This window comes from Nocardia carnea, from assembly GCF_029868325.1.
Classification (GTDB): domain Bacteria; phylum Actinomycetota; class Actinomycetes; order Mycobacteriales; family Mycobacteriaceae; genus Nocardia; species Nocardia carnea_C.
Genome location: NZ_JARWNW010000268.1, coordinates 1 through 21,539 on the forward strand (window position 1 = coordinate 1; position 21,539 = coordinate 21,539).

At 68.1% G+C, this 21,539-nt stretch carries 23 protein-coding genes; 12 read left to right on the forward strand and 11 right to left on the reverse strand.

Going from position 1 to position 21,539, the window contains the following annotated elements:
- Positions 1–192: hypothetical protein (locus QH196_RS25540; RefSeq protein ID WP_280418374.1), on the forward strand; the 192-nt coding region annotated here is incomplete at its 5' end.
- A gap of 114 nt (positions 193–306) precedes the next feature.
- Here QH196_RS25540 and QH196_RS25545 read toward each other — a convergent pair.
- From QH196_RS25545 to prpD, 3 genes are read right to left on the reverse strand one after another with little or no spacing between them, the layout of a single operon-like run.
- Positions 307–1,485 carry a bifunctional 2-methylcitrate synthase/citrate synthase gene (locus QH196_RS25545; RefSeq protein WP_280418375.1) on the reverse strand — a complete coding sequence of 393 codons (1,179 nt, stop codon included), beginning with the start codon at positions 1,483–1,485 and terminating at the stop codon, positions 307–309.
- Positions 1,485–2,399 (reverse strand): methylisocitrate lyase, encoded by a 915-nt coding sequence (prpB, locus tag QH196_RS25550; RefSeq protein WP_280418376.1) that lies wholly within the window; start codon positions 2,397–2,399, stop codon positions 1,485–1,487. Before prpB ends, QH196_RS25545 begins: the two co-directional genes overlap by 1 nt.
- Positions 2,399–3,901 carry a 2-methylcitrate dehydratase PrpD gene (prpD, locus tag QH196_RS25555; protein ID WP_280418377.1) on the reverse strand — a complete coding sequence of 501 codons (1,503 nt, stop codon included), beginning with the start codon at positions 3,899–3,901 and terminating at the stop codon, positions 2,399–2,401. Before prpD ends, prpB begins: the two co-directional genes overlap by 1 nt.
- 152 nt (positions 3,902–4,053) lie before the next feature.
- On the opposite strand from prpD, the gene QH196_RS25560 reads away from it, so the two are divergent.
- Positions 4,054–5,487, forward strand: a complete 1,434-nt coding sequence (locus tag QH196_RS25560) for a short-chain fatty acyl-CoA regulator family protein (protein WP_280418378.1) — start codon at positions 4,054–4,056, stop codon at positions 5,485–5,487.
- A 43-nt stretch (positions 5,488–5,530) separates the two neighbouring features.
- The gene (locus QH196_RS25565) at positions 5,531–6,667 is read left to right on the forward strand and encodes an NAD(P)-binding domain-containing protein (protein ID WP_280418379.1); all 1,137 of its coding nucleotides are present in this window, start codon (positions 5,531–5,533) and stop codon (positions 6,665–6,667) included.
- A gap of 28 nt (positions 6,668–6,695) precedes the next feature.
- Here QH196_RS25565 and QH196_RS25570 read toward each other — a convergent pair whose 3' ends face one another.
- Complete coding sequence (locus tag QH196_RS25570; RefSeq protein ID WP_280418380.1) at positions 6,696–7,244, reverse strand: MarR family winged helix-turn-helix transcriptional regulator; 549 nt, start codon at positions 7,242–7,244, stop codon at positions 6,696–6,698.
- 182 nt (positions 7,245–7,426) lie between these two features.
- Between QH196_RS25570 and QH196_RS25575 the strand changes: the two genes are divergently transcribed.
- The 8 genes from QH196_RS25575 to QH196_RS25610 all read left to right on the forward strand — a co-directional run bounded on the left by QH196_RS25575 (position 7,427) and on the right by QH196_RS25610 (position 13,487).
- Positions 7,427–8,830, forward strand: coding sequence for an FAD-binding oxidoreductase (locus QH196_RS25575; RefSeq protein WP_280418381.1), 1,404 nt, complete (start codon positions 7,427–7,429; stop codon positions 8,828–8,830).
- A gap of 87 nt (positions 8,831–8,917) precedes the next feature.
- Positions 8,918–9,262 carry a YciI family protein gene (locus QH196_RS25580; RefSeq protein WP_280418382.1) on the forward strand — a complete coding sequence of 115 codons (345 nt, stop codon included), beginning with the start codon at positions 8,918–8,920 and terminating at the stop codon, positions 9,260–9,262.
- On the forward strand, positions 9,259–10,482 hold the full coding sequence (locus tag QH196_RS25585) for an RNA polymerase sigma factor (RefSeq protein ID WP_280418383.1): 1,224 nt from the start codon (positions 9,259–9,261) through the stop codon (positions 10,480–10,482). The genes QH196_RS25580 and QH196_RS25585 overlap by 4 nt, the downstream gene beginning before the upstream one ends.
- Positions 10,479–11,096 (forward strand): maleylpyruvate isomerase family mycothiol-dependent enzyme, encoded by a 618-nt coding sequence (locus QH196_RS25590; protein WP_280418384.1) that lies wholly within the window; start codon positions 10,479–10,481, stop codon positions 11,094–11,096. Before QH196_RS25585 ends, QH196_RS25590 begins: the two co-directional genes overlap by 4 nt.
- Positions 11,097–11,337: 241 nt before the next feature.
- Entirely contained in the window at positions 11,338–11,865 is a 528-nt protein-coding gene (locus QH196_RS25595) for a hypothetical protein (RefSeq protein ID WP_280418385.1), read from the forward strand.
- A complete protein-coding gene (locus QH196_RS25600; RefSeq protein ID WP_280418386.1) occupies positions 11,855–12,631 on the forward strand; it encodes a hypothetical protein in 777 nt (258 codons plus the stop codon). The genes QH196_RS25595 and QH196_RS25600 overlap by 11 nt, the downstream gene beginning before the upstream one ends.
- A gap of 53 nt (positions 12,632–12,684) precedes the next feature.
- On the forward strand, positions 12,685–13,095 hold the full coding sequence (locus QH196_RS25605; protein ID WP_280418387.1) for a roadblock/LC7 domain-containing protein: 411 nt from the start codon (positions 12,685–12,687) through the stop codon (positions 13,093–13,095).
- A gap of 20 nt (positions 13,096–13,115) precedes the next feature.
- A complete protein-coding gene (locus QH196_RS25610; RefSeq protein ID WP_280418388.1) occupies positions 13,116–13,487 on the forward strand; it encodes a hypothetical protein in 372 nt (123 codons plus the stop codon).
- Positions 13,488–13,530: 43 nt separating this feature from the next.
- Here QH196_RS25610 and fadD11 read toward each other — a convergent pair whose 3' ends face one another.
- From fadD11 to QH196_RS25645, 7 genes are read right to left on the reverse strand one after another with little or no spacing between them, the layout of a single operon-like run.
- Positions 13,531–15,348, reverse strand: a complete 1,818-nt coding sequence (fadD11, locus tag QH196_RS25615; RefSeq protein WP_280418389.1) for a fatty acid--CoA ligase FadD11 — start codon at positions 15,346–15,348, stop codon at positions 13,531–13,533.
- Between the two features lie 15 nt (positions 15,349–15,363).
- Positions 15,364–16,299, reverse strand: a complete 936-nt coding sequence (locus QH196_RS25620) for an alpha/beta hydrolase (RefSeq protein WP_280418390.1) — start codon at positions 16,297–16,299, stop codon at positions 15,364–15,366.
- The gene (locus tag QH196_RS25625; RefSeq protein ID WP_280418391.1) at positions 16,296–17,171 is read right to left on the reverse strand and encodes a short-chain dehydrogenase/reductase; all 876 of its coding nucleotides are present in this window, start codon (positions 17,169–17,171) and stop codon (positions 16,296–16,298) included. Before QH196_RS25625 ends, QH196_RS25620 begins: the two co-directional genes overlap by 4 nt.
- On the reverse strand, positions 17,168–18,646 hold the full coding sequence (locus QH196_RS25630; protein WP_280418392.1) for a flavin-containing monooxygenase: 1,479 nt from the start codon (positions 18,644–18,646) through the stop codon (positions 17,168–17,170). The genes QH196_RS25625 and QH196_RS25630 overlap by 4 nt, the downstream gene beginning before the upstream one ends.
- Positions 18,643–19,152, reverse strand: coding sequence for an SRPBCC family protein (locus tag QH196_RS25635; protein WP_280418393.1), 510 nt, complete (start codon positions 19,150–19,152; stop codon positions 18,643–18,645). Before QH196_RS25635 ends, QH196_RS25630 begins: the two co-directional genes overlap by 4 nt.
- A 21-nt stretch (positions 19,153–19,173) precedes the next feature.
- Positions 19,174–20,205: a PDR/VanB family oxidoreductase gene (locus tag QH196_RS25640; RefSeq protein ID WP_432279555.1), complete on the reverse strand. Its 1,032-nt coding sequence runs from the start codon at positions 20,203–20,205 to the stop codon at positions 19,174–19,176.
- Positions 20,202–21,083 carry a metal-dependent hydrolase gene (locus tag QH196_RS25645; RefSeq protein WP_280418394.1) on the reverse strand — a complete coding sequence of 294 codons (882 nt, stop codon included), beginning with the start codon at positions 21,081–21,083 and terminating at the stop codon, positions 20,202–20,204. Before QH196_RS25645 ends, QH196_RS25640 begins: the two co-directional genes overlap by 4 nt.
- Positions 21,084–21,182: 99 nt before the next feature.
- Here QH196_RS25645 and QH196_RS25650 point away from each other — a divergent pair.
- A partial coding sequence (locus QH196_RS25650; protein WP_280418395.1) for a TetR/AcrR family transcriptional regulator occupies positions 21,183–21,539 on the forward strand: 357 nt, incomplete at its 3' end.

Below are 21,539 nucleotides of genomic sequence, written 5' to 3' on the forward strand. Positions count from 1 at the left end.
CGCGATGTGATGGACCACGAGGACCAGGATGTGATCGTCCGGGGCGACGACGAACAACCCGGCCCGCAAATACCCCACAGGCGCCCGGGGCTGGCCGCCCGCCGCCCCCGCCCCCCCGGCCCACGACAGCCGCCCCGTCGAGCAGCTGTGCGGGTGGCGGTGCTCGACGGGGCGGTATGGGAGGCGATGTGAGTGGCGAGGGCGCCGGGCACGCCCTCGTCGCCGCGGGGTGTCAGGCGGAAGCGCGGCCGGAGAGAGGTCCGCCGGCCGGCCGATCGAGGTGTGCCGGTGGCCGGGGTGTGCGGATCAGGCGACCACCGTGCGCTGCGCGACGCCGATGTACTCGCTCAGCGGGCGGATCAGTGCGTTCGATTCGCCCTGTTCGATGATGTGCGCGGTCCATCCGGTGATCCGGCTCATCACGAATATCGGCGTGAACGCCTCGGTATCGAACCCGAGCAGGTGATAGGCGGGCCCGGCCGGGAAATCGAGGTTCGGTTTTATTCCGGTGGCTTCGTCCATGGTGCGCTCGAGAATGTCGTATATGCGCACCCACTTGTGTCCGCCGGTCGCGGCCGCGATATCGAGGAACGCCTGTTTCATGGTGGGCACCCGCGAATCGCCGTGTTTGTACACCCGGTGGCCGAAGCCCATCACCTTTTCCTTCGCGGCCAGTTTGTCGCGCAGCCACGCCTCGGCCCGGTCCGGATCCCCGATTTCGCGCATATGGTGCATCACGGCTTCGTTGGCGCCGCCGTGTAGGGGTCCCTTGAGCGCGCCGATCGCCGCGGTGACCGCGCTGTAGATATCGGACAGCGTGGAAGTGACCACGCGGGCGGCGAAGGTGGAGGCGTTGAAACTGTGCTCCGCATAGAGGATCAGCGACACCTCGAACGCCCGCACCAGCTCCGGGGCCGGAACGCTGCCGAAACACATGTTCAGGAAGTTCTCGGCGTATCCCAGCTGTGAATGGGGTGCGATCGGGTCGAGGCCGTGGCGGCGGCGGTGGTCGGCCGCGACGATGGTGGGCAGGACGGCGAACATCCGTAAGGCCTTGTCGCGGTTGGCGCCGGCCGAATTATCGTCCTCGGCCGGATCTTCGGCGCCCAGATAGCTGATCGCGGTCCGCACGACATCCATGGGATGGCAGGTATCGGGCAGTTTGGCCACCAGCGACAGCAGCGATCGATCGGCCCGCCGGGCGGCGCGTTCCCGCTGCTGGAACCGCTCGAGCTCCGCGTAGCCGGGCAGCTCACTGTTCCAGAGCAGGTGGGCGACCTGTTCGAAGCTGCAGTGGGCGGCCAGCTCCTGCACGGCGTATCCGCGATAGGTGAGCGAGTTGGTTTCCGGTACCACCTTCGAGATCGCAGTGGTGTCCACGACGACCCCCGCCAATCCCTTGGAGATGGTGGGGGTCGCGGTCTGCGGTCCCACCGATGCGGGGCCACCGCCTGTCGCCGAACCGTCGAGCGATGCCGTGCTCATCACCGGCCCCTTTCCACTGTGAAATCGAAGATGCCGGAATCGAATTCGTTGTACCTCTCGTACCGCAGCAATTCGTAGAGGCGGCTGCGGTGCTGCATCCGGTCCAGCACACCGAATTGCGTTCCCTCGGCGAAGATTTCCCGCAGCCCCGCTTCGGCGGCATGCATCGCAAGCCGCAGGGTCGAGACGGGGTAGATCACCGCGTTGTAGCCGATCGACTCCAGCGTCGCGGCCGGAATCAGTTCGGATTTACCGAATTCGGTCATATTCGCCAGCAGCGGAATCGACAGCGCCGCACGGAACTTCTCGAACTCGGCGGGGGTGCGCAGGGCCTCGGTGAAGATCAGATCGGCGCCCGCGCCGGCGTAGGCTTTCGCCCGTTCGATCGCGGTATCGAGACCTTCGATCCCGGCGGCGTCGGTGCGCGCGCAGATCACGAAACCGGGATCGCGGCGGGCCGAGACCGCCGCATGCAGCCGGCGGACCATTTCCTCGGTGGGCACCACGGCCTTACCGTCCAGATGACCGCAGCGTTTCGGGTTGACCTGATCCTCGAGATGACAACCGGCCAGACCGGCGTCCTCGAGCACCGTCACCGTGCGCGCGGCACTCATCGGCTCACCGAAACCGGTATCCGCATCGATCAGTACCGGCAGATCGGTGACCCGGGCGATCTGATGACCGCGCCCCGACACTTCGGTGAGCGTGGTGAGACCGATATCCGGTAACCCGAGGTCCGCGGAAAGCACCGCGCCGGAGACGTAGACGCCTTCGAACCCGATCTCCTGGATCAGCCTCGCCACCAGCGGGTTGAATGCGCCGGGAAACCGCTGGATACGGCCGGATTCCAGACCGGCGCGGAACGCGGCGCGTTTCTGCGCCGCCGGGGTCGAGGCCGCGAACAGGCCGGTCATCAGAACAGTCCTTCCGGAGTACGGCCGGCCCGGGCGAGCACATCCGGCGATACGGTGAAGGTGAGTTCCCCCAGCTCACCGGCGGACAGCTCGCCCGCACGCTGGACCACTTCGAGGAAGCGGTCCTGTTCGGCCGGATCGATTACCCCCTCGGCCAGCGTCCGGAACTTGGCGATGTACTGGTCGCGGGCGAACGGCCGGGCGCCGAGCGGATGCGCGTCGGCGACGGCGAGTTCGCCGACGATCACCTCACCGCTTGTCAGGGTGATCTCGGCGCGGGCGCCGAACGCCTTCTCGGCGGGATCGATCGAGTGGTAGCGGCGGGTCCATTCCGGGTCTTCGGCGGTGGAGATCTTGTGCCACAGCGCCACGGTGTCCGGGCGCTGCGCCCGCTCGGGTGCGTAGGAGTGTTCGTGATGCCAGGTGCCGTCCTGCAACGCGACCGCGAAGATGTACATCACCGAGTGGTCGAGGGTTTCGCGGGACGCCGTGGGATCGAACTTCTGCGGGTCACCCGATCCGGTGCCGATCACCACATGGGTGTGATGGCTGGTGTGCAGCACGATCGACGCGATCCGATCCGGATCGCCGATACGTTCCCGCATCCGGCGGGCCAGGTCGATCGGCGCCTGGCTCTGGTATTCGGCGGAATGCTCCTTGGTGTAGGAATCCAGGATCGCGCGCTTGGGCTCGCCCGGGCCGGGCAGCGGGACCGAGTACTCCGCCTCGGGACCACCCAGCAACCAGGCGATCACACCGTCTTCGCCCTCCCAGACCGGGGCCGGTGCGCCCTCTCCGCGCATTGCCCGGTCCACCGCTTCCACCGCCATCTTCCCGGCGAATGCCGGCGCGTAGGCCTTCCAGCTGGAAATCTCGCCCTTGCGGGACTGCCGGGTCGTGGTGGTGGTGTGCAGGGCCTGGCCGACGGCCTGATAAATCGTGGCGGTATCGAGCCCGAGCAGGGTGCCGATACCGGCGGCCGCCGACGGCCCGAGATGGGCGATATGGTCGATCTTGTGCTCGTGCAGGCAGATCGCGCGCACCAGATCGATCTGGATCTCGTATCCGGTGGCCAGACCGCGGATCAGGTCGCGACCCGGCCGCCCGGCATGCTGGGCGACCGCCAGGATCGGCGCGATATTGTCGCCGGGATGGGAGTATTCGGCGGCCAGGAACGTGTCGTGGAAATCCAGTTCCCGTACCGCGACCCCGTTGGCCCACGCCGCCCACTCCGGGGAGTACCGGCCGCCGGTGCCGAAAACGGTCGCTCCCGGCCGGTACGGGTGCGCGAGTGCCTGGGCCCGGGCATTGGCGACCGGACGCCGGGTCAGCGCCGCCGCGGCGACCGCCGCATTGTCGATGATCCGGTTGACGATCATCTCCTCCGTCTCCGGCGCCACCTCGACCGGGTCGCGGGCAACCTCCGCGATTCGCCATGCCAGATGCTGTTCGCGCGGAAAATCCGCGGCGGATCGGTGCGTGCGGACGAGGTGATTCTTCACAGGGGTCCTCCGAGGCTGGGCGGAAATTCGCTTGATTCGCACGCTACTCACGCCGGGTAGGTGTTCCAATACCTCGCATTTGTCGATTTGTGCGTAGGGTGACCAGCAAATTTGCGGAAGTTGCGAATACCACGCGTGCTAGATTCGCGACCGTGCAGAAGATGTATGCGGGAGGCCGGCTGCGTGCATTGCGGGAACAGCGCGGATTATCGCAGTCGGCGCTGGCGAAGGAACTCGGGTTATCGGCCAGCTACGTGAATCAGCTCGAAAACGATCAGCGCCCGCTGACGGTCCCGGTGCTGCTGCGATTGAACTCCACCTTCGATCTGGAGATGGGTTTCTTCGCACCCGATACCGATGCCCGGCTGCTCGCCGACCTGCAGGAGGTGTTCGCGGAGGATCCCGACGCGGCCGCCGTCACGGGCAGCGAACTCGATGATCTGCTGTCCCGGATTCCGGCCGCCGCGCGGCTGCTGGTGAGCCTGGACCGGCGGCTGAAAGCGGCGACCGGCAGCCTCGAACAGTTCTCGGCCGGGGTCGATACCGCGCCCGGTGAACGGGGCGCCGCGATGCCCTACGAAGACGTCCGGGATTTCTTCTACGACCAGCGCAACCATATTCCGGCCCTCGATACCGCCGCGGAACGCCTGTTCGCCGATAACCGGCTGACCATCGGCGGCCTCGATCTGCAACTGGCGCGAATTCTGCGCGAACACCACGATATCGCCGTGCGGATCCGGACCGACGACCCGAACCGGCCCGGGCCGAAACGCCTCTACGATCCGGGCGCCCGCCTGGTGCTACTCGCCCGGCGGCTCGCACCCGGCCAGCGCGCCTTCCAGCTCGCCACCCAGCTGGCCTTCCTCACCCAGGGCCCGGCGCTGGACGCGATACTCGCCGGGGCCGAAGCGATGCCCGCCGAATCCCGCCGCCTGCTGCGTATCGGGCTGGCCAACTATTTCGCGGGCGCGCTGATCCTGCCGTATACGCTGTTCCGCGATGCCGCCGAAGCGCTGCGCTACGATATCGACCTGCTCTCGGCGCAATTCGAGGTCGGATTCGAAACCGTCTGCCATCGGCTGTCCACCCTGCAGCGGCGCGGGCAACGCGGCGTCCCGTTCTTCTTCGTCCGCACCGACCGCGCCGGTAATATTTCGAAACGGCAGTCCGCCACCGCTTTCCACTTCTCCCGGGTCGGTGGGAGCTGCCCGCTGTGGGTGGTGCACGATGCGTTCGCGACCCCCGGCCGGATCCGCACCCAGATCGCGGAGATGCCCGACGGCCGGACCTACCTCTGGCTGGCCCGGACCGCCGGCGAAAGCGCACCCGGATATCTCGCGCCCACAAGGGAGTTCGCCATCGGTCTCGGTTGCGATCTCGCTCACGCCCACAAACTTGTGTACTCCCACGGCCTGCCCCTGCACGACAGCAGCGCCGCGGTCCCCATCGGGGCGGGATGCAAAGTCTGTGAACGCACCGACTGCGCGCAGCGTGCGTTCCCGCAACTCGGCCGCCCGCTCGCCGTCGACGAGAACCGCGCCGCCGATATTCCGTACCTGCCCGCATGGGGAAGTGCGCCGCGCTGAACCGGCATCGGCGTGTCACCGGTCCGGGCTAGCATCGAGGGTCATGGTGACCGACGCAGCGGACCGGGCCGGGCCGGATTTCCAGATCCTGGTGATCGGGGCCGGTCAGTCGGGTTTGTCGGCCGGTTATCACCTGCAGCGGCGCGGGCTGGTTCCCGGACGCGATTTCCTCATCGTGGATCATGCCCCGGGCCCGGGCGGCGCCTGGCAGTTCCGCTGGCCGTCGCTCACCCTCAGCACCGTCAACGGGGTGCACGATCTCCCGGGTATGCCGTTCGCGGACAATCTGCCGCCCGGTGCCACCATGACCTCCGACGTACCGGCCGCGACAGCCGTCCCGTACTACTACCGCCGCTACGAGGAACGTTTCGATCTGCGCGTACACCGGCCGGTGACCGTCCGTGTGGTCTGCGATCGCCGCGAACGCGACGGGCTGCTGCACGCCGAAACCGATACCGCGGGCACCCTGCGCGTCCGGGGCCTGATCAACGGCACCGGCACCTGGGAACGCCCGTTCATACCGCACTATCGCGGTGCGGAAGTCTTCGCCGGCCGCCAGCTGCACACTCGCGACTATCGCGATGCGCAGGAATTTGCCGGGCAGCACGTCGTGGTCGTCGGGGGTGGTATCTCCGCGGTCCAGTTGCTCGACGAGATCTCCCGGGTCACCACCACCACCTGGGTGACGCGGTCCGCGCCGGTCTTCCGCGAAACCCCGTTCGACCAGGACGCGGGCCGGCGCGCGGTGGCCATCGTCGAAGACCGGGTGCGCCGCGGGCTACCGCCGGGTTCGGTGGTCTCGGTGACCGGGCTGGTCCTGACCGAACGCCTGCGCGCCGCCCGCGACCGCGGCGTCCTGCACCGCCTGCCGATGTTCGAACATATCGAGCCGGACGGTGTGCGCTGGGCCGACGGGACATTCCAACCGGCGCAGGTGATCCTGTGGGCCACCGGTTTCCGCAGCGCCCTCGACCATCTGGCCCCGCTGGCGCTACGGGGCCCGGGCGGCGGGATCACCATGACCGGCCGTTCGGCAACCCGGGTAGCGGCGGACCCGCGGATCCATTTGATCGGCTACGGCCCGTCCGCCAGCACCATCGGCGCCAACCGGGCGGGTCGTTCGGCTGCCGTCGAACTCACCGCACATCTCGGCCTCGAAGGCGACCGAGCCCGGGTGTGATCGCCAGGTCGCCGGCCGCAGGCAACGGTCAGGTACTGCGATCCTGTGCCGCGATATTCGCTCGCCGGGTACCCCGGCTGTTGTGCCGGGCGGGGGACTGCCGATCGCGGGCGGGCCCGGCGGCGGTATCGCGCGGTTCATGGACGAGGCGCAGCGTCGCAGCCTGCAGGAATTCCATGACAACCAGGCGATGCTCCGGTCCCAGCTCCGAGTAGGCGGGCTCGAGGAGGGCGGCGAACTCACGGTATGTCTCGGAGATGACGCCGCGGCCGATATCGGTGAGCTGTATCAGAATCCTGCGACGATCGTGCGGATGTGGTTCGCGGACGATCCAGTCACGGCGCTGCAGCCGATCGAGAAGATCGGTCGTCGATGCGGTGGTGACGCCGAGTGTGTGCGCGAGTTCGGTCGGGGTGCGCGGCCCCTGCACCAGCAGATGCCCGAGTGTCACGATATCTATCACCGCGACGCCGCCCGCGGCCTCGGCCCGGACGCCTCGATAGGTATCGACCGCGTGGACCAGTTCACGCACTGCCATCGCGAGCGCCATCGCGCCGGTCGCCTCATCCTCCGCCACTTACCAAGATTACCTTGTAGCTAGGCTGCCTAGTTAATACGATGGGTTCGTTGCGCGTCACAGCGGCGGGCGATATGTGTGCGGTGACAGTCGGCACGGCCGGTCGGCCAGGTGCCACAGAGAGCCGGCGACCAACGGTGGGCCGGCTCTTCCGAGGGTCTGATAATTCTGGAGAAATCGACATGACCCGTACGGTGAGCTCCGATCCGGGAGCATTGCGATCGAAGATACAAGGTGCGGTTCTCTGCCCGGGCGATGCGGGCTTCGACGAAGCGCGCGCGATCTGGAACGGGGGCATCGACCGCCGGCCCGCGGTGATCGCGATGTGCCGGACCGCCGATGATGTGGCCGAGGCGCTGCACTATGCCGGGGAGCAGGGGCTGGAGGTGGCCGTGCGCGGTGGCGGACATTCCTACAGCGGGGCCTCGGTGGTCGACGGCGGAATGATGATCCACCTCGGCCGGATGAACGATATCCGGGTCGACCCGGCGGCCGGGCGTGTTGTCGTCGGCGGCGGGGCAACCATGGCGGATATGGACGCGGCTACCCAGGAATACGGTCTTGCCGTGACCGGTGGGGTGGTCAGTCACACCGGGGTCGGCGGACTCACGCTCGGCGGCGGTATGGGCTGGCTGGCACATTCGCTCGGACTGTCGATCGATAATCTTGCGGCCGCCCGGGTCGTCCTGGCCGACGGCCGGGTGGTTCGCGCGTCCGCAGCGGATCACGCCGATCTGTTCTGGGCCCTGCGGGGCGGCGGCGGGAATTTCGGTGTGGTGACCGAATTCGAGTTCCGGGTGCATCCGGTGGGGCCCGAAGTGCATTTCGGAATGTTCTTCTGGCCCTTGGAACAGGGCGCGCAGATGCTGCGCCTCGCCCGCCGGTTCGTCACCACACTGCCGCACCGTGCGGGGATGATATTGGGTGTGGGGCTTTCGGCGCCGCCCCAGGATTTCGTGCCCGAGCGGTACCGGCTGATGCCGGGGCACGCGATGATGGTGGCCGGGTTCGGCAGCGCCGCCGAACACGCGGCGTTGGTGGCACCGATACGCACCGAGTTGCCGCCGTTGTTCGAATTCGTTACGGCCCTGCCCTATACCGCGCTGCAGAGCCTGCTCGACGATGCCGAACCATGGGGTGTCCACGGTTACGAGAAGGCATTGGATCTCGACGAGATATCCGACGAGGTCATCGCGGTGCTCGCAGCACGGGTGGGGGAGAAGGTATCTCCACTGTCGTTCCTGCCGGTTTTTGTGCTCGACGGTGCGTTCTCCGAGGTGGGCGCCGACGATACCGCTTTCGGTGGCGCACGCGCGCCGCATACCGTCTGCAATATCACCGCGGCTGCGCCCGACGCCGAGACCCTGGCCCGTGATCGGCTGTGGGCGCGGGAAACCTGGCAGGCGCTGCTGCCGTATGCCTCCAATTCGGGTGGTTACGTCAATTTCATGGCCGAATCGGATCCCGATCGAGTGCGCTGCTCCTACGGAGCGGACAAGTATGCGAAGCTCGCCCGGATCAAGTCCGCCTACGACCCGGGCAATGTGTTCCATCGCAATATCAACATCCGGCCGGGCACCCCGTAACGGCACACCACGCCGCGAACACGATCCTCCGGACTGTCGGATTTCGGGTGGCGCCGATCGTCTAATGGGTGAAGGAGGTGTTCGAGCATGAAATACGTGCTGATGTTCTGTGAAACCGAGCAGTGGGAGAAGGACTGGGAGGCCATGGACGATACCGCGCGCGAACAGGGGTTCGCCCGGGTCCAGGCCTGGCTTTCCGAATACGGCGACCAGATCCTGCACAACCGCAAACTCGCCGGCGGCGATACCGCGACCACGGTCCGGCTCGACGCGGCCGGTGGGCCCCTCGTCACCGACGGCCCGTTCGTCGAGGGCAAGGAGATCGTCAGCGGATACGTGGAGGTGGAAGTCGCCGATCTGGACGAAGCGCTCGCCATGGCCCGGGCGTGGCCGGGCTGCCCACTGGTGGAGATACGACCGGTCCTGATGTGACCGGCGCCGACCCCGGCCGGGTCCTCGCCGCGGTGCTGCGCGAGCACGGCAGCCGGCTGGCCGCGTCGCTGGTCACCCTGCTCGGTGATTTCGCCGCCGCCGAGGACCTGGTGTCCGACGCGGTCGAGAAGGCGTTGCGCACCTGGCCGGTCGACGGCGTCCCGGACGATCCGCAGGCGTGGTTGTTCACCGTCGCCCGGCGCCGCGGCCTCGACATACTGCGCCGGGAAGCCAACTATCGCGACAAACTGCGGCAGTTGCGGTGGCCGGTGCAGGCGGCGGCCGACGACCGGCTGCGACTGATGTTCATCTGCTGCCATCCTGCGCTTCGGCGTGAAGCGCAGGTGGCGCTGACTCTGCGGATGGTGTGCGGGCTGGACACCCGGCAACTCGCGCGGGCATTCGTGGTACCGGAGAGTACTGTCGGCCGGCGGATCACTCGCGCCAAGCGCAAGATATCGCAGGCCGGTATCCCCTTCCGCACGCCCTCCGACGCCGAACTCGCCGAACGCCTGGACGAGGTACTGGCGGTGATCTACCTGCTGTTCAACGAGGGCTACCTGGCGACCGAAACCGCCGGCGACCCCGGCCTGGCCGCCGATGCCGAATGGCTGGCGGCATTGCTGGATCGGTTGCTACCCGGCGAACCGGAGGTGATGGGGCTGCTCGCGCTCATCCGATTGCATCGGGCGCGTGCCGCGGCGCGTTTCGACGATGCCGGCATTATCGTGCTGCTCCGCGACCAGGACCGCGCCCGCTGGGATCATGCGGCGATCGGGCGGGCGATCGATCTGCTCCTCGCCGCCGGCCGGCTGCGGCGGCCGGGCCCGTACCAGGTGCAGGCGTCGATCGTGGCCTGCCATGCCGAGGCGCCGGACTGGACCGCCACCGATTGGCCGCAGATCGTGGTCCTCTACGACCTGTTGTCGGCGATGACGCCCTCACCGGTGATCCGGTTGCATCAGGCGATAGCCCGCGCGCAGGTGGAGGGTCCGGAAGCGGCATTGGCGACGGTGGACGAACTCGCCGGGCGACTCGGCGGCTACCACTTGTTGCACGCCACCCGGGCCGAGTTGCTGCGCGAACTCGGTCGCGCGGACGATGCCGAGGCGGCCGACCGGCAGGCGCTGGAACTCACCCGGAATCCGGCCGAACAGGCCCTACTGGAACAGCGCCTGCACCGGGCTCACACGTCGCAGACGGAAGGACAACCAACATGAACGTCATGACTATGGCGCGCGCCGAACGCGACGATATCGCCGCACTGCTGGCGACCTTGACACCGGATCAATGGGAGGCGCCGACCCTGTGCGCGGGCTGGCGAGTGCGCGATGTCGTCGCGCATATGGTGAGCTATGACCACCTGAACGTGCGGGGTCTGGCGGGGCGGTTCGTCAAAGGCCGTTTCGTGTACGCCAACGAAGTGGGGGTCGACGAGTTCCGCGCCTACAGCACCGGCGAACTACTGGAATTCTTTGTCCGCCACCGGCAGCCGCGGGGACTGACCGCGGGCTTCGGCGGAATGATCGCGCTGGTCGACGGCCTGATCCATCACCAGGACATCCGCCGCCCGCTCGGCTTACCGCGCACCGTTCCCGAGGATCGATTGCGTTATGTGCTGGCGCGGACACCGGGTAACCCGCGGCTCGGTGCCCACCGGCGGATCCGCGGGCTGTGGTTGTCGGCAACGGATCTCGAGTGGTGCCACGGCCGCGGCGCCGAGATCTCCGGGCCGGCCGAATCGCTGCTCATGGCGATGGCCGGACGGCACGGCATCACCGGTGAACTCGCCGGCCCGGGTGTTCCGGTCCTGGCGGCCCGGCTCGGTGACTGACCGGTGCGGACACTGCCGCCCCGGACGTCCGAATCCGGCAAAAGCCGCCGAAATTCGCGATTACGCAGTGCTGTGAGCCGCTGAGCGCTACTTTTCCGTGGCGCCGCGAACTGCCGTCCGTCTCCGCGGACCGTCTGCGGATGGCGCACTCGGGACGCACTACTGCGTTCGCACGACATAGTTCGCAAGGTCTGTGTAGTGTCTCTGCAATCTGAAATACGTATGAACAGATTGAGGCGCAGTGATCGGTATCGATGGATGTCTGGAACGAATCATGGACATCCCGGGGGCGCGCAGCGTGACCTTGGTCGACGGGGCGAGCGGGCTGGCAGTCGCCGGGGCCGGGCGCCATGAACTGGTCGACCAGCACGAGGACGCGGCCACCACCACCGATATCGTGCGCGCCGTACTCGGTTGCCCGGCGCTCGCGACGGGTGCGGACGAGGACGACATCACCGAGATCATCGTGTGCGGCACCGGCGGATACCACCTGATCGACCTGGTCCGCGGCGATTTCGAGGGCCGTCTGTTCGTCCACGCGCTGTTCGACGAGGATTCGGGCAACCTCGCTATGGCGCGATTCCGGCTACGCGGCATCCTCGCGGAACTGACCGGGGGCGGTGGGACGGAACCGGACCGGGGCGAACGTGAGGCGGCGGAACCGGACGCGGGCGTTCGGCCGGCGGCGGCGACCGGGGGCGGGCACAAGGCGAAACCGGCGCAGGGCGGTCGCGAGGTGGAACCGGCCGAGGGCGGTTATGGGAACTGAGCTCGCGGACGAGCTGCGGCGCCTGGAGGACGAGGGAAGCACCGGCGTGTTGCACGCGGGCGACGGGGTTTTCCATCTCGCGGACGGTGCCATTGCCTCCGCCGAATGCCGCCGCACCACCGGGCTGGATCGGCTGGCCGCGGAAGCCGGGGTGGCCGGTGCCGAGGAGTGGCAGCGCGCCGCCGCGGGCACCGCCGGGCCCGCGCTCGGCGGCCCATTGTTCGAGACTTTGGCGCTGCTCTCGGTTTTCGACGCCGCCTATTTTCTGCTGTCCGCCCCGGTCGTCGCCGAATTCCGGCCCGCGCCGCCGCATTGGCTGGCCCCGGTCTGCCATATCCGGCCGCGGGTCTTGGTCCGCGAATGCGCACGGCGCGGGGACCCGCATTCCGGGCCGTGGCCGGCGCAGCTGGTCGATCGGGTGCCCGTGGTGCCGGTCCGGCGGGTACGCCGCAATCGTGTCGTGCTCACCGGAGGTCAAGCCGAAGTGCTCGCCGCCGCCGATACCCACCGCAGTGTCACCGTTATCGCTCGCGACCTCGGTCGCACCGCGTACGGCTGCCTGGAGGCGGTCCGCGACCTCACCGCGGCGGGGTTGATCGAACCGCCGCAGGACCGGCGCGCGCAGGCCGGGCCCCGGCACGCCGCCGAACCGGCGCTGCGCCGGCGGGCGCGGCAGACGGTGCCGGTTCCCGAGGACGGCGAGTGGGAGCCGGTGGATCAGCAGCTGCTCCTGCGGCTGCGCACGGCACTGGAGGACCTCGCGTGACAGCGCGCAGGAAATTGCTCGGCGATCTGAGGGGGAGGTTGACGAAAGTGCCGATGCCCGAACCGGACCCGGCGGTACACGCGGAGCTCGCCGGGCTACGGGCCCGAGTGCCCGGACTGATCGGTGCGCTGGTGGCCTCCAGCGACGGCCTGCTGGTCACCCACGACCTACCCGGGCATATCGAACCCACCGGAATGGCGGCGCTCGCCGCGGCACAACTGTCACTGTCGGACCGGCTGGCGGGTGTCGCGCACGGTGGCGGGTTCCAGGAGGTCGTGGTGGACGGATCGCGCGGGCATGTCGTCATCTACGCGGCGGGCTGGGCATCGCTCACCGTGCTCGCGGAACCGGACGTGAACATCGGCCGATTGCATCTCGAATCCCGTCCGGTGGCGCGCAGTATCGCCGAACATCTTGCGGGCAGCGCCCGCGAATCCGGCCGGACCGACGGAAGACCCCGATAACCCATCGAAAGGAAACACCTGTGTCCGATATGGACTTGGCGCTGAAGGACATGATGTCGATCGACGGCGCCGTCGGCGCGGCGGTCGTCGACTACAACAGCGGTATGGCGCTGGGGACGCTCGGCAGTTCGAAAGCACTCGACCTGAATGTCGCCGCCGCCGGTAACACTGAGGTGGTGCGCGCGAAACTGCGGACCATCGAACAGCTGGGCCTGCAGGAGGATATCGAGGACATCCTGATCACGCTGAGCTCCCAGTACCATCTCATCCGCCCGATGACCGGCCGGAAATCGAAAGGTTTGTTCCTCTACCTCGCGCTCGACCGCGGCCGCGCGAATCTGGCCATGGCCCGTCACAAGCTGCGCGGTATCGAAGAAGACCTCGAGGTGTAATCCGTCACCGGGTCGCGGTGCCACCGCGACCCGGCAATCGGTCCTACCGATCCGCCGGTGCCGCCGCGGGTTCGCGGACCTCGCCGGGTGGTTCGGTGCGGTAGAGATCGGCGATCCGGCCGGCGTATTTCTCGGCCACCACCGTGCGTTTCAGTTTCATGGTGGGCGTGACCTCGTCGCCGCCGGCCTCCCAGAAGACCGGCAGGACGATGAAGCGTTTGATCTGTTCGACGCGGGCCAGCCGTGCGTTCCCGGCGGCGATACCCGCGGCGATCGCCGCCAGTACCGCGGGGTCGGCGGCGAGTGCGGCGGGCGAGGCATCGGTGAAACCGTGCTGCGTGGCGTAGGCGCCGGCGGTTTCGGCGTCGAGGACGACGAGCGCAGTGTTGTAGGGGCGGCCGTCTCCGATCACCGCCATGGCACCGATGAGCGGGGTGGCCGCCTTGACGGTGTTCTCGATATGCGTCGGCGACATGTTCTTACCGGACGCGTTGATGATGATGTCCTTCTTGCGGTCGACGACGGTGAAATAGCCGTCCGCGTCGACGGTTACGATATCGCCGGTGGCCAGCCAGCCGCCGGTATCGATCGCCTCCGCGGTTTTCTCCGGCAGTCCGCGGTATCCCTTCATCACCAGTGGCCCGCGCACCTGGAGCTCACCGTCGGGCGCGGTCCGGGCTTCCATACCGGGCAGCAGCGTCCCGACCGTACCGAGCCGGACATTGCGGGGGTGACTGACCGTGCAGATACACGACAGTTCCGACATCCCCCAGATCTCGGTGATCGGCACCCCGAGGCCGGCGAAGAAACCCAGTGTCCCCGGCGGGATCGGCGCGGCGCCCGACATCGCCCAGCGCATCCGGTCGAAGCCGAGTGCCGCCCGCAACCCGCGCAGGACCAGTTCGTCGGCGCGCTGCCAGTCGGCCGCCAGATCGGCGGGGAGTTCGCGGCCCGACAGGGCGTATTCGCCGCGGGTAGCCGCCACCGACAGCGCCCACTGCAGGGCGGCGCGCCGCTCGGCGTCGGGCTCGCCGGCAACCTTGTATTCCACTGCGGCCCGGATCTTCTCCCAGACCCGGGGCACCGCGCCCCAGATGGTCGGGTGCAGCTCGGCCAGCGCGGCCGCGATCCCGGACGGGTCGGGGACACAGGTCACCTGGACGCCGAGCACCTCCTGCGCGTACAGCGCGGTGAGCCGATCGGCGATATGCGCCGACGGCATATACGAGGTGATGGTGTCGCCGAATTCGATCCCGAGCACCTCGGCGACCCCGTAGACCTGGAACAGCAGGTTGGCGTGGGTGGTCTCCACACCCTTCGGGGCGCCGGTGGTGCCGGAGGTGTAGATCAGGGTCGCCACATCGCCGGGGCGCACTGCCCGCCAGGCCGCGTCGAAATCGAAATCTGCTGCCCCCGCGGCGCGCAACCCCGCCACCGGCAGAGTGCCGGCGGGGGCGTCGTCGAGGCAGATCAGATGCTCGAGCGTGACCCCGCAGTCGCGTAACCGCGGAACGTACTGCGGTTCGCAGATGACCACCCGGGCACCGGCATTGCCGAGAACGTACCCGAGCTGATCGGACGGCAGGGTGTTGTACACCGAGAACGAGGTCGCGCCCAGGTGCTGGGCGGCCACCTCGAGCGGGTAGAAATCCGGCCGGTTACCCATCATCAGCGCGACCGTGTCCCCGCGGCGGACGCCGAGCGCGGCGAGCCCGGCGGCGAATTCGCGGACCTGTTGCGCGTATTCACCCCAGCTGACCGTGCGGGTATCACCGGGTGTGCGGAGTGCGACGGCGGCCGGGTCGACGGCGGCGATATGCTGGAACGCGGCGGGCAGGGTATCGAAACGCACTGTGCTCACGGGGAGTCTTTCGGATCAGACCGCGGCTGCGGTGGTATCGAGAACGGCGGCGGCGAAACGGGCCGCGGAGCGGTAGGCGAGCCGCGCTTCCGGAACGAGAACGGGCAGCACCTGGAAGGCATGGATCTGGTCGGGCCACACCTGCAGTTCGCAGACGGCGCCGGTGGCGGTCCACCGCCGGGCGAGGGTGACGGCGTCGCCACCGAAGAATTCGGTATCGCCTGCGTGGATGAGCGCCGGTGGCAGCGGTGTACCGCGGGCAGGCAGCAACTCGTAGGGGTCGGGGGTGAAATGGGTGACCGCGCGACGCGACAGGCCGGCCGACAGCAGGCCACATGCCCGCGCCCCCTCGTAACCGGTGGCCACACCGAGGCTCAGATCCGCCATCGGCGAGAACAACACCACGCCGCCGGGTGCGGGCAGACCGGTGCGGGCCCGGGTGAGGACGAAATCGGCGGCGAGGAATCCACCCGCGGAATCGCCCGCCACCAGGATCCGGCCGGGGGCGTGACCGTGACCGGTGAGCCACCGGAACGCGCGGTCGATATCCTGCGGCGCCGCCGGATACGGGTGTTCGGGTGCGAGACGGTAGTCCAGGGTGAGAACCGGCAGCCGGGTCGCGGTGGAAAGTCGCGAGGCCACCCCGCGATACCCGGCGGCGGATCCGGCGACGAATCCGCCGCCGTGCACGTACAGCACGACGGCGTCGGTCCGTCCGGCCCGCGGCCCGCGCACCCATTCCCCGGCGACCCCGCCGTCACGAATCTGTTCGACCGTGGTGCCGGACAACGCCGGTGCGACCGTACGCAACGCCTGATCGATCAGCGTGCGGGCGAGCGGGAGCGTACAGGCGTTCACCGGCGCGGCCGCGGCCAGTCGGCGCGCGGTGAGCGCCGACACCTGCCGGACGGTGCGGGCCTGCCACGAACCCCGCACCGGTGGTGCGGTCATCGCCTCTTCTCGATCGCGCGCACGATATCGTGCACCGACGAATCGGCGGCCAGCCGGCCGTCGAGAACGGTATTGATCACCCCGCGCAGCAGCGCGTAGGGCTGCCATCCGCTGGGCGCGATGGTGCGCGGCGCGCGCCGCGAGATCCCGTCGGCGATGGTGCGCGCGGCCTGCGCGGCGGTGATCCGCACGCTCAGCGGCCACGGCAGCAGATCGTTGATGCGGCGGCCCAGATCGTCGGCGTCGAGCACGGCATGGGTCATCGGTGTCTCGACGAGACCGAAATAGGCGATCCCCGCGGTGGCGCCGGAGGCGGCCAGTTCGACCCGCAACGCCCGGCCGAGCTGCTCCACCGCGGCCTTGCTGATCATGTACGGCGAACCACCCATCCCCGGTGCGAACGCCGCACACGACGACACCACCACCACATGCCCGCCGCTACGGACGATCTCGTCCAGCGCCGGATGCACGGTATTGAACACCCCGGTGAGGTTGATGTTCAGCACCCGGTCGAAATCGCCGGGTTCCATGGTGCGCAGTGTCGCCGGTACCGGGGTGACCCCGGCGTTGGCGACGACGATATCGAGCCGGCCGAACCGGCCGGTCACCTCGCCGATCACCTGTTCCATCCGGTCCCGGTCGGTGACATCGGCGCCGATACCGCAGGCCCGCGATCCCAGCTCGTCGGCGGCGCGCCGCGCGGCGTCCGCATCGATATCGACCGCCGCGATCACGGCACCACGCCGGTGCAGAATACCCACGAGTTCGCGGCCGATACCCTGCCCGGCGCCGGTGACCAGCACGACTTTGCCCCGGACATCGAATGCCGGGCCGGTGAGCCGGTCCAGCGGGGCGGGTAGCGGCGGCTTCATGTACTCACCTCGTACGATTCTGCGTCGAAACGTTGTGTGCGGCGGCGGTATTCGAAACTCCAGCTCGGGTACAGCCCGGCATTGCGGCCGTCGGGAGTGGTGTAGTAGGTCTGGCAGCCCCCGGTCAGCCACACCGTATCCGCGCTGCGCCGTTCCATTTCCCCGACGAAGGCGTCCTGGGTTTCCCGGCGCACCTCCACCCGGCGGGCGCCGCGTTCCCGCAGGGTGCTCAGTGCGTCGACGATATAGGCGATCTGCGATTCCAGCATGAAGATGGCGGACTGGTTACCGGCCGCGCCGAACGGTCCCAGGGTGCAGAAGAAGTTGGGGAATCCGGCCATCGCGGTGCCCAGGTAGGTCTGCGGTTCCTCGTGGTACAGGTCGGCAATGGAGCGGCCGTCGCGGCCGGTGATCCGCTCGAATGCGGTCGGGATGGGGGTGAATCCCGTGCCGTAGATGATCGTATCGACCTCGATCTCGTCGCCGTCGCGGGTGACGATCGAGCGCGGCCGCACCTCCGCGATACCGTCGGTGACCACCTCGACGTTGTCCTTGTCCAGTGCCGGTAGGTAGGCGTCGGAAAAGATCGCCCGCTTACAGCCGATGACGTAATCGGGAGTGGCCTTGCGGCGCAGCCGCGGATCCCGGATCTGGCGCAGCAACTGGAGGCGGCCGAGTACCTCGAACGGGTGCCGGAACCGGTTGTCGACGAAGCCGACCAGTCCGAAACTTTCTATCAGGCCGTACCAGGTACCGCGAACAGCCTTCTGCGCCAGCGGAATCCGGCGCAGCAGCCGCCGTTCCAATCCCAGGGTCGGCCGGTCCATCCGGGGCACGATCCACGGCGCCGACCGCTGGAACACCGTCAGTGCGGCCACCCGCGGCTGGATCTCCGGAATGAACTGCACCGCGGACGCCCCGGTGCCGATCACCGCGACCCGCTCGCCGGTCAGATCGTGGTCGTGATCCCAGTGCAGGGAATGGAACACGGTACCGGTGAAACTGTCGCGGCCCGGCAGATCCGGATACTTGGCTTCCGCGAAGATACCGGCGGCAGAAAGGAAATAGTCCGCCGTGAGCGAACCGCGGGAGGTGTCGATCCGCCAGACGGCATTCGCCTCGTCCCAGTGCGCGCCGGTCAGTTCGGTGTTCAACCGGATAGTGCGCACCACATCGTGCTCGGTGGCGACGCGGCGCAGGTACTCGAGGATCTCCGGCTGCCGCCCGTAGGTCCGCGACCAGTCCGGATTCGGAGCGAAGGAATAGCTGTACAGCTGGGACGGGACATCGCAGGCGCAGCCCGGATAGGTGTTGGCCTGCCAGGTACCCCCCAGATCGGCGGCCCGTTCCAGCAGCACCACATCGTCGAAACCGGCCTGCCGCAGTGCGATCGCCAGCCCGATACCGCCGAACCCGGCCCCGAGCACGACGATGCTGTGATGTTCGGATACCGCGCCGGACGCCGCTGCGCTCATCGTCGCGCCCCCACCGCGTCGCGCCGGACCCGGCCGGTGATGCCTTCGGCGATGGACTTGGTGACCAGGCGGTTCACCGGGCTCGCCGCGGCCAGTACGGGCCGCAACAGCGGAGCGGCTTCGAGGGCGAAAGTCCAGACCAGCCGGGTCGCGGTGCCCAGTGACAGGAGGGTGAGGTCCTCGGCGAAACGGTGCAGGCCCGGTACGGACGCGGAATCGACGGTGAACGTCATCCGGGTGTTCTCCTCCCAGCGGTAGAAACGCTCGTCGAGGCGGAGTGCGCCGGCGAGGGTCACCTGCCGGGTGGTGCCGGCGCCGAACGGGCGCGGCGAGGTCCAGCGGGCGGATGTGATCACCGGCGACCACGACACCAGGGCATCGTCGGCCGTCAGGGTTTCCCAGACCTGCGCCCGCGAGGCGGGAATATCGACGATATGGGTGTAGCGCCGGTCCGTGGTGTTCAGGAAGGTGTCATCCGCCGGTTCGAGCGGGAAACTGGGAGACATTGTGCTGGTGGACCTTTCGCTTCAAAGATCGAGAACCAACGGCCCGCCCGCGGACCGGGAGACACACGGAAGCATGTGGCCGGGGCGTTCGGCGTCGGTGAGGGTGCGGTCGCGATGGTCGATATCGCCCGCGAGGACCCTGGTCTTGCAGGTGCCGCAGAACCCTTGGCGGCAGGAGAACACGGCGCCGGGATGTATCCGGCGGATCGCGTCGAGCGCGGATTCCGCGGCACCCACCCGCACCTGCTTACCGGATGCGGCGAGGGTGAGATCGAATTCCCGGCCGTCGACGATCGGTGCCGCCGAGAATCGTTCCGTGTGCAGCGAGCCGGTCGGGTTCAGTGCGAAGAAGCTGCGCTGCGCGGCTTGGAGAACCGGCGGCGGGCCGCAGACATACACCGCGGCCCCCGGGGGCCCGTCCGCGAGGATCGCCGGGATGTCGGGGGTGCCGAATTCGTCGTCGGGCCGGATATCGGTGCGGGTAGGGAGTTCGCCGAGGAACGGCATGGTGTCGCGGGATCGGCCCAGATACACCAGCCGCCCGCGGTCGCCCGCTGCCCGCGCCATGGGCAGGATCGGGGTGATACCGATACCGGCGGCGACGAACAGGTAGGCGGGCGCGGTCTCCACGAAGGTGAACGCATTACGGGGACCGCGGATCCGCAGGACGTCACCGGGCGTGAGCGTATGCATCTCCATCGACCCGCCGTCACCGCCGGACAGCCGGCGCACGGCAATGCGATACCGCGAGAGATCCCGCGGGTCACCGCACAGGGAGTACTGGCGCTGCCGCCCGGAAGGCAGGAATACATCCAGATGGGAACCGGGACGCCAGGCGGGGAGCCGCTGCCCGTCCGGACGCCGCAGGGTCAGCGACACCACGTCCGATGCCTCGGCGTGGACCCCTTCCACCGTGACGTCTATATCGAAACCGCTGCGCCGCACCGGGTTCGGCGGAGAAAGCGCCGGTGTGGTGAACACCTTCTTGTAGACGTCCATGACAACGCCCAGTACGTGCAGGCTGCGCGACGGCGCCGGTCCGGTGGTGTTCATCGGCGGGCCGCGGGGGAGTGCGCCAGATAGCGCAAGGCGTTGTCCATCGACCCCAGTTGTGACGGATGGAACCCCGGCCGCAGGTAGCGCGGCATCTCGGTGAAGAACGTGGTGAAACTGGGAATCACACCGCGCACCGTCGCGCTGAGGAACTGCTGTCCCCAGAAGCGTCCCTTCGCCGGGCTCGGATCCTTGCGGTAGAGGTAGGCGGTGGACACCACGAACAACGGCAGCAGCAATCCACTGGCGAGCAGACCGGTGCGGACCCGGCGCGAATAGCCACCGTCGAGATGCATATAGGCGTCGAACACCACGCTGCGGTGCTCGACTTCCTCGGCGCCGTGCCAGCGCACCAGGTCCAGCATGGTCGGGTCCATCCCGAGTTCCTCGAGTACCTTCGATTCGAGGAGCCATTCACCGATCACCGCGGTGAAATGCTCCATCCCGGCGAACAGGCCCATCCGTTCCTTGAGCCACTCCTGTTCGGCACGGCCGGTGAGCCCGTGGTCGCCGAGTACCCGGTCGACCAGCCAGGCGACCTTGGCGACATAGGATTCGACATCCAGCCCGATCGACTGCAGATGGCGGCGTGCCCCCTCGTGGCTGCCCGCGTGCATCGATTCCTGGCCGATGAATCCGGTGACCTCCTCGCGGAGTCGTTCGTCGTCGATATGTGGCAGTGCCTCGGCCAGGCAGGCCGCCATGGCGCGTTCGCCTTCGGGGAGCACCAGGTGCATCACATTGGTGACATGGGTTGCCAGCACTTCGCCGGGGATGTAGTGCATCGGGACGCCGGAGAAGTCGAAGTGCACATCCCGCGCATGGATCGCGTGGGCTTCCTCGCGATAGGTGCGCGGCGGTGCGCTGTCATCAGCCATGCCCTGAACCGTACAATGCAACATATTGTCTTGCAATGTGGTCGCAACAAAATCTTCTGGATTGTTGCCGACCGGGTGCGCACTGCTAGCGTGTCCGGCGTGCCCGCTACCGCCCCCACCTCGAAAGACCCCCTTCCGGACGATCTCGAAGAACGTATCCTCGACGCGGCGCGACGACAGTTCGAACGACTCGGCGTGAAGAAGACAACGATCGGAGATATCGCCCGGGAGGCAGCTGTCGACCGCGGCACGGTCTATCGGCGCATCGGGTCACGCGACGAACTGGTCCGTGCGGTCACTACGCGCGAGGTCCGCGCACTGCTCGACGAACTACACGGCATCCCCGCGCGGCACACGACGGTCGACGCCGTCGTCGCCGACCTCTTCGTCACCGTCATAGACCGGTGGCGCGGCCACCCTATGGTCAACCGGGTACTCGCGCTGGAACCCGGCCGG

Coding starts and splice junctions, on each gene's coding strand:
- QH196_RS25635 (WP_280418393.1), bottom strand. CDS start 19,152: ATGTCTCCCAGTTTCCCGCTCGAACCGGCGGATGACACCTTCCTGAAC.
- QH196_RS25600 (WP_280418386.1), top strand. CDS start 11,855: ATGGGAACTGAGCTCGCGGACGAGCTGCGGCGCCTGGAGGACGAGGGA.
- QH196_RS25630 (WP_280418392.1), bottom strand. CDS start 18,646: ATGAGCGCAGCGGCGTCCGGCGCGGTATCCGAACATCACAGCATCGTC.
- QH196_RS25575 (WP_280418381.1), top strand. CDS start 7,427: ATGACCCGTACGGTGAGCTCCGATCCGGGAGCATTGCGATCGAAGATA.
- QH196_RS25620 (WP_280418390.1), bottom strand. CDS start 16,299: ATGACCGCACCACCGGTGCGGGGTTCGTGGCAGGCCCGCACCGTCCGG.
- QH196_RS25545 (WP_280418375.1), bottom strand. CDS start 1,485: ATGAGCACGGCATCGCTCGACGGTTCGGCGACAGGCGGTGGCCCCGCA.
- QH196_RS25590 (WP_280418384.1), top strand. CDS start 10,479: ATGAACGTCATGACTATGGCGCGCGCCGAACGCGACGATATCGCCGCA.
- QH196_RS25645 (WP_280418394.1), bottom strand. CDS start 21,083: ATGGCTGATGACAGCGCACCGCCGCGCACCTATCGCGAGGAAGCCCAC.
- prpB (WP_280418376.1), bottom strand. CDS start 2,399: ATGACCGGCCTGTTCGCGGCCTCGACCCCGGCGGCGCAGAAACGCGCC.
- QH196_RS25640 (WP_432279555.1), bottom strand. CDS start 20,205: ATGAACACCACCGGACCGGCGCCGTCGCGCAGCCTGCACGTACTGGGC.
- QH196_RS25625 (WP_280418391.1), bottom strand. CDS start 17,171: ATGAAGCCGCCGCTACCCGCCCCGCTGGACCGGCTCACCGGCCCGGCA.
- QH196_RS25605 (WP_280418387.1), top strand. CDS start 12,685: ATGCCCGAACCGGACCCGGCGGTACACGCGGAGCTCGCCGGGCTACGG.
- QH196_RS25565 (WP_280418379.1), top strand. CDS start 5,531: ATGGTGACCGACGCAGCGGACCGGGCCGGGCCGGATTTCCAGATCCTG.
- QH196_RS25580 (WP_280418382.1), top strand. CDS start 8,918: ATGAAATACGTGCTGATGTTCTGTGAAACCGAGCAGTGGGAGAAGGAC.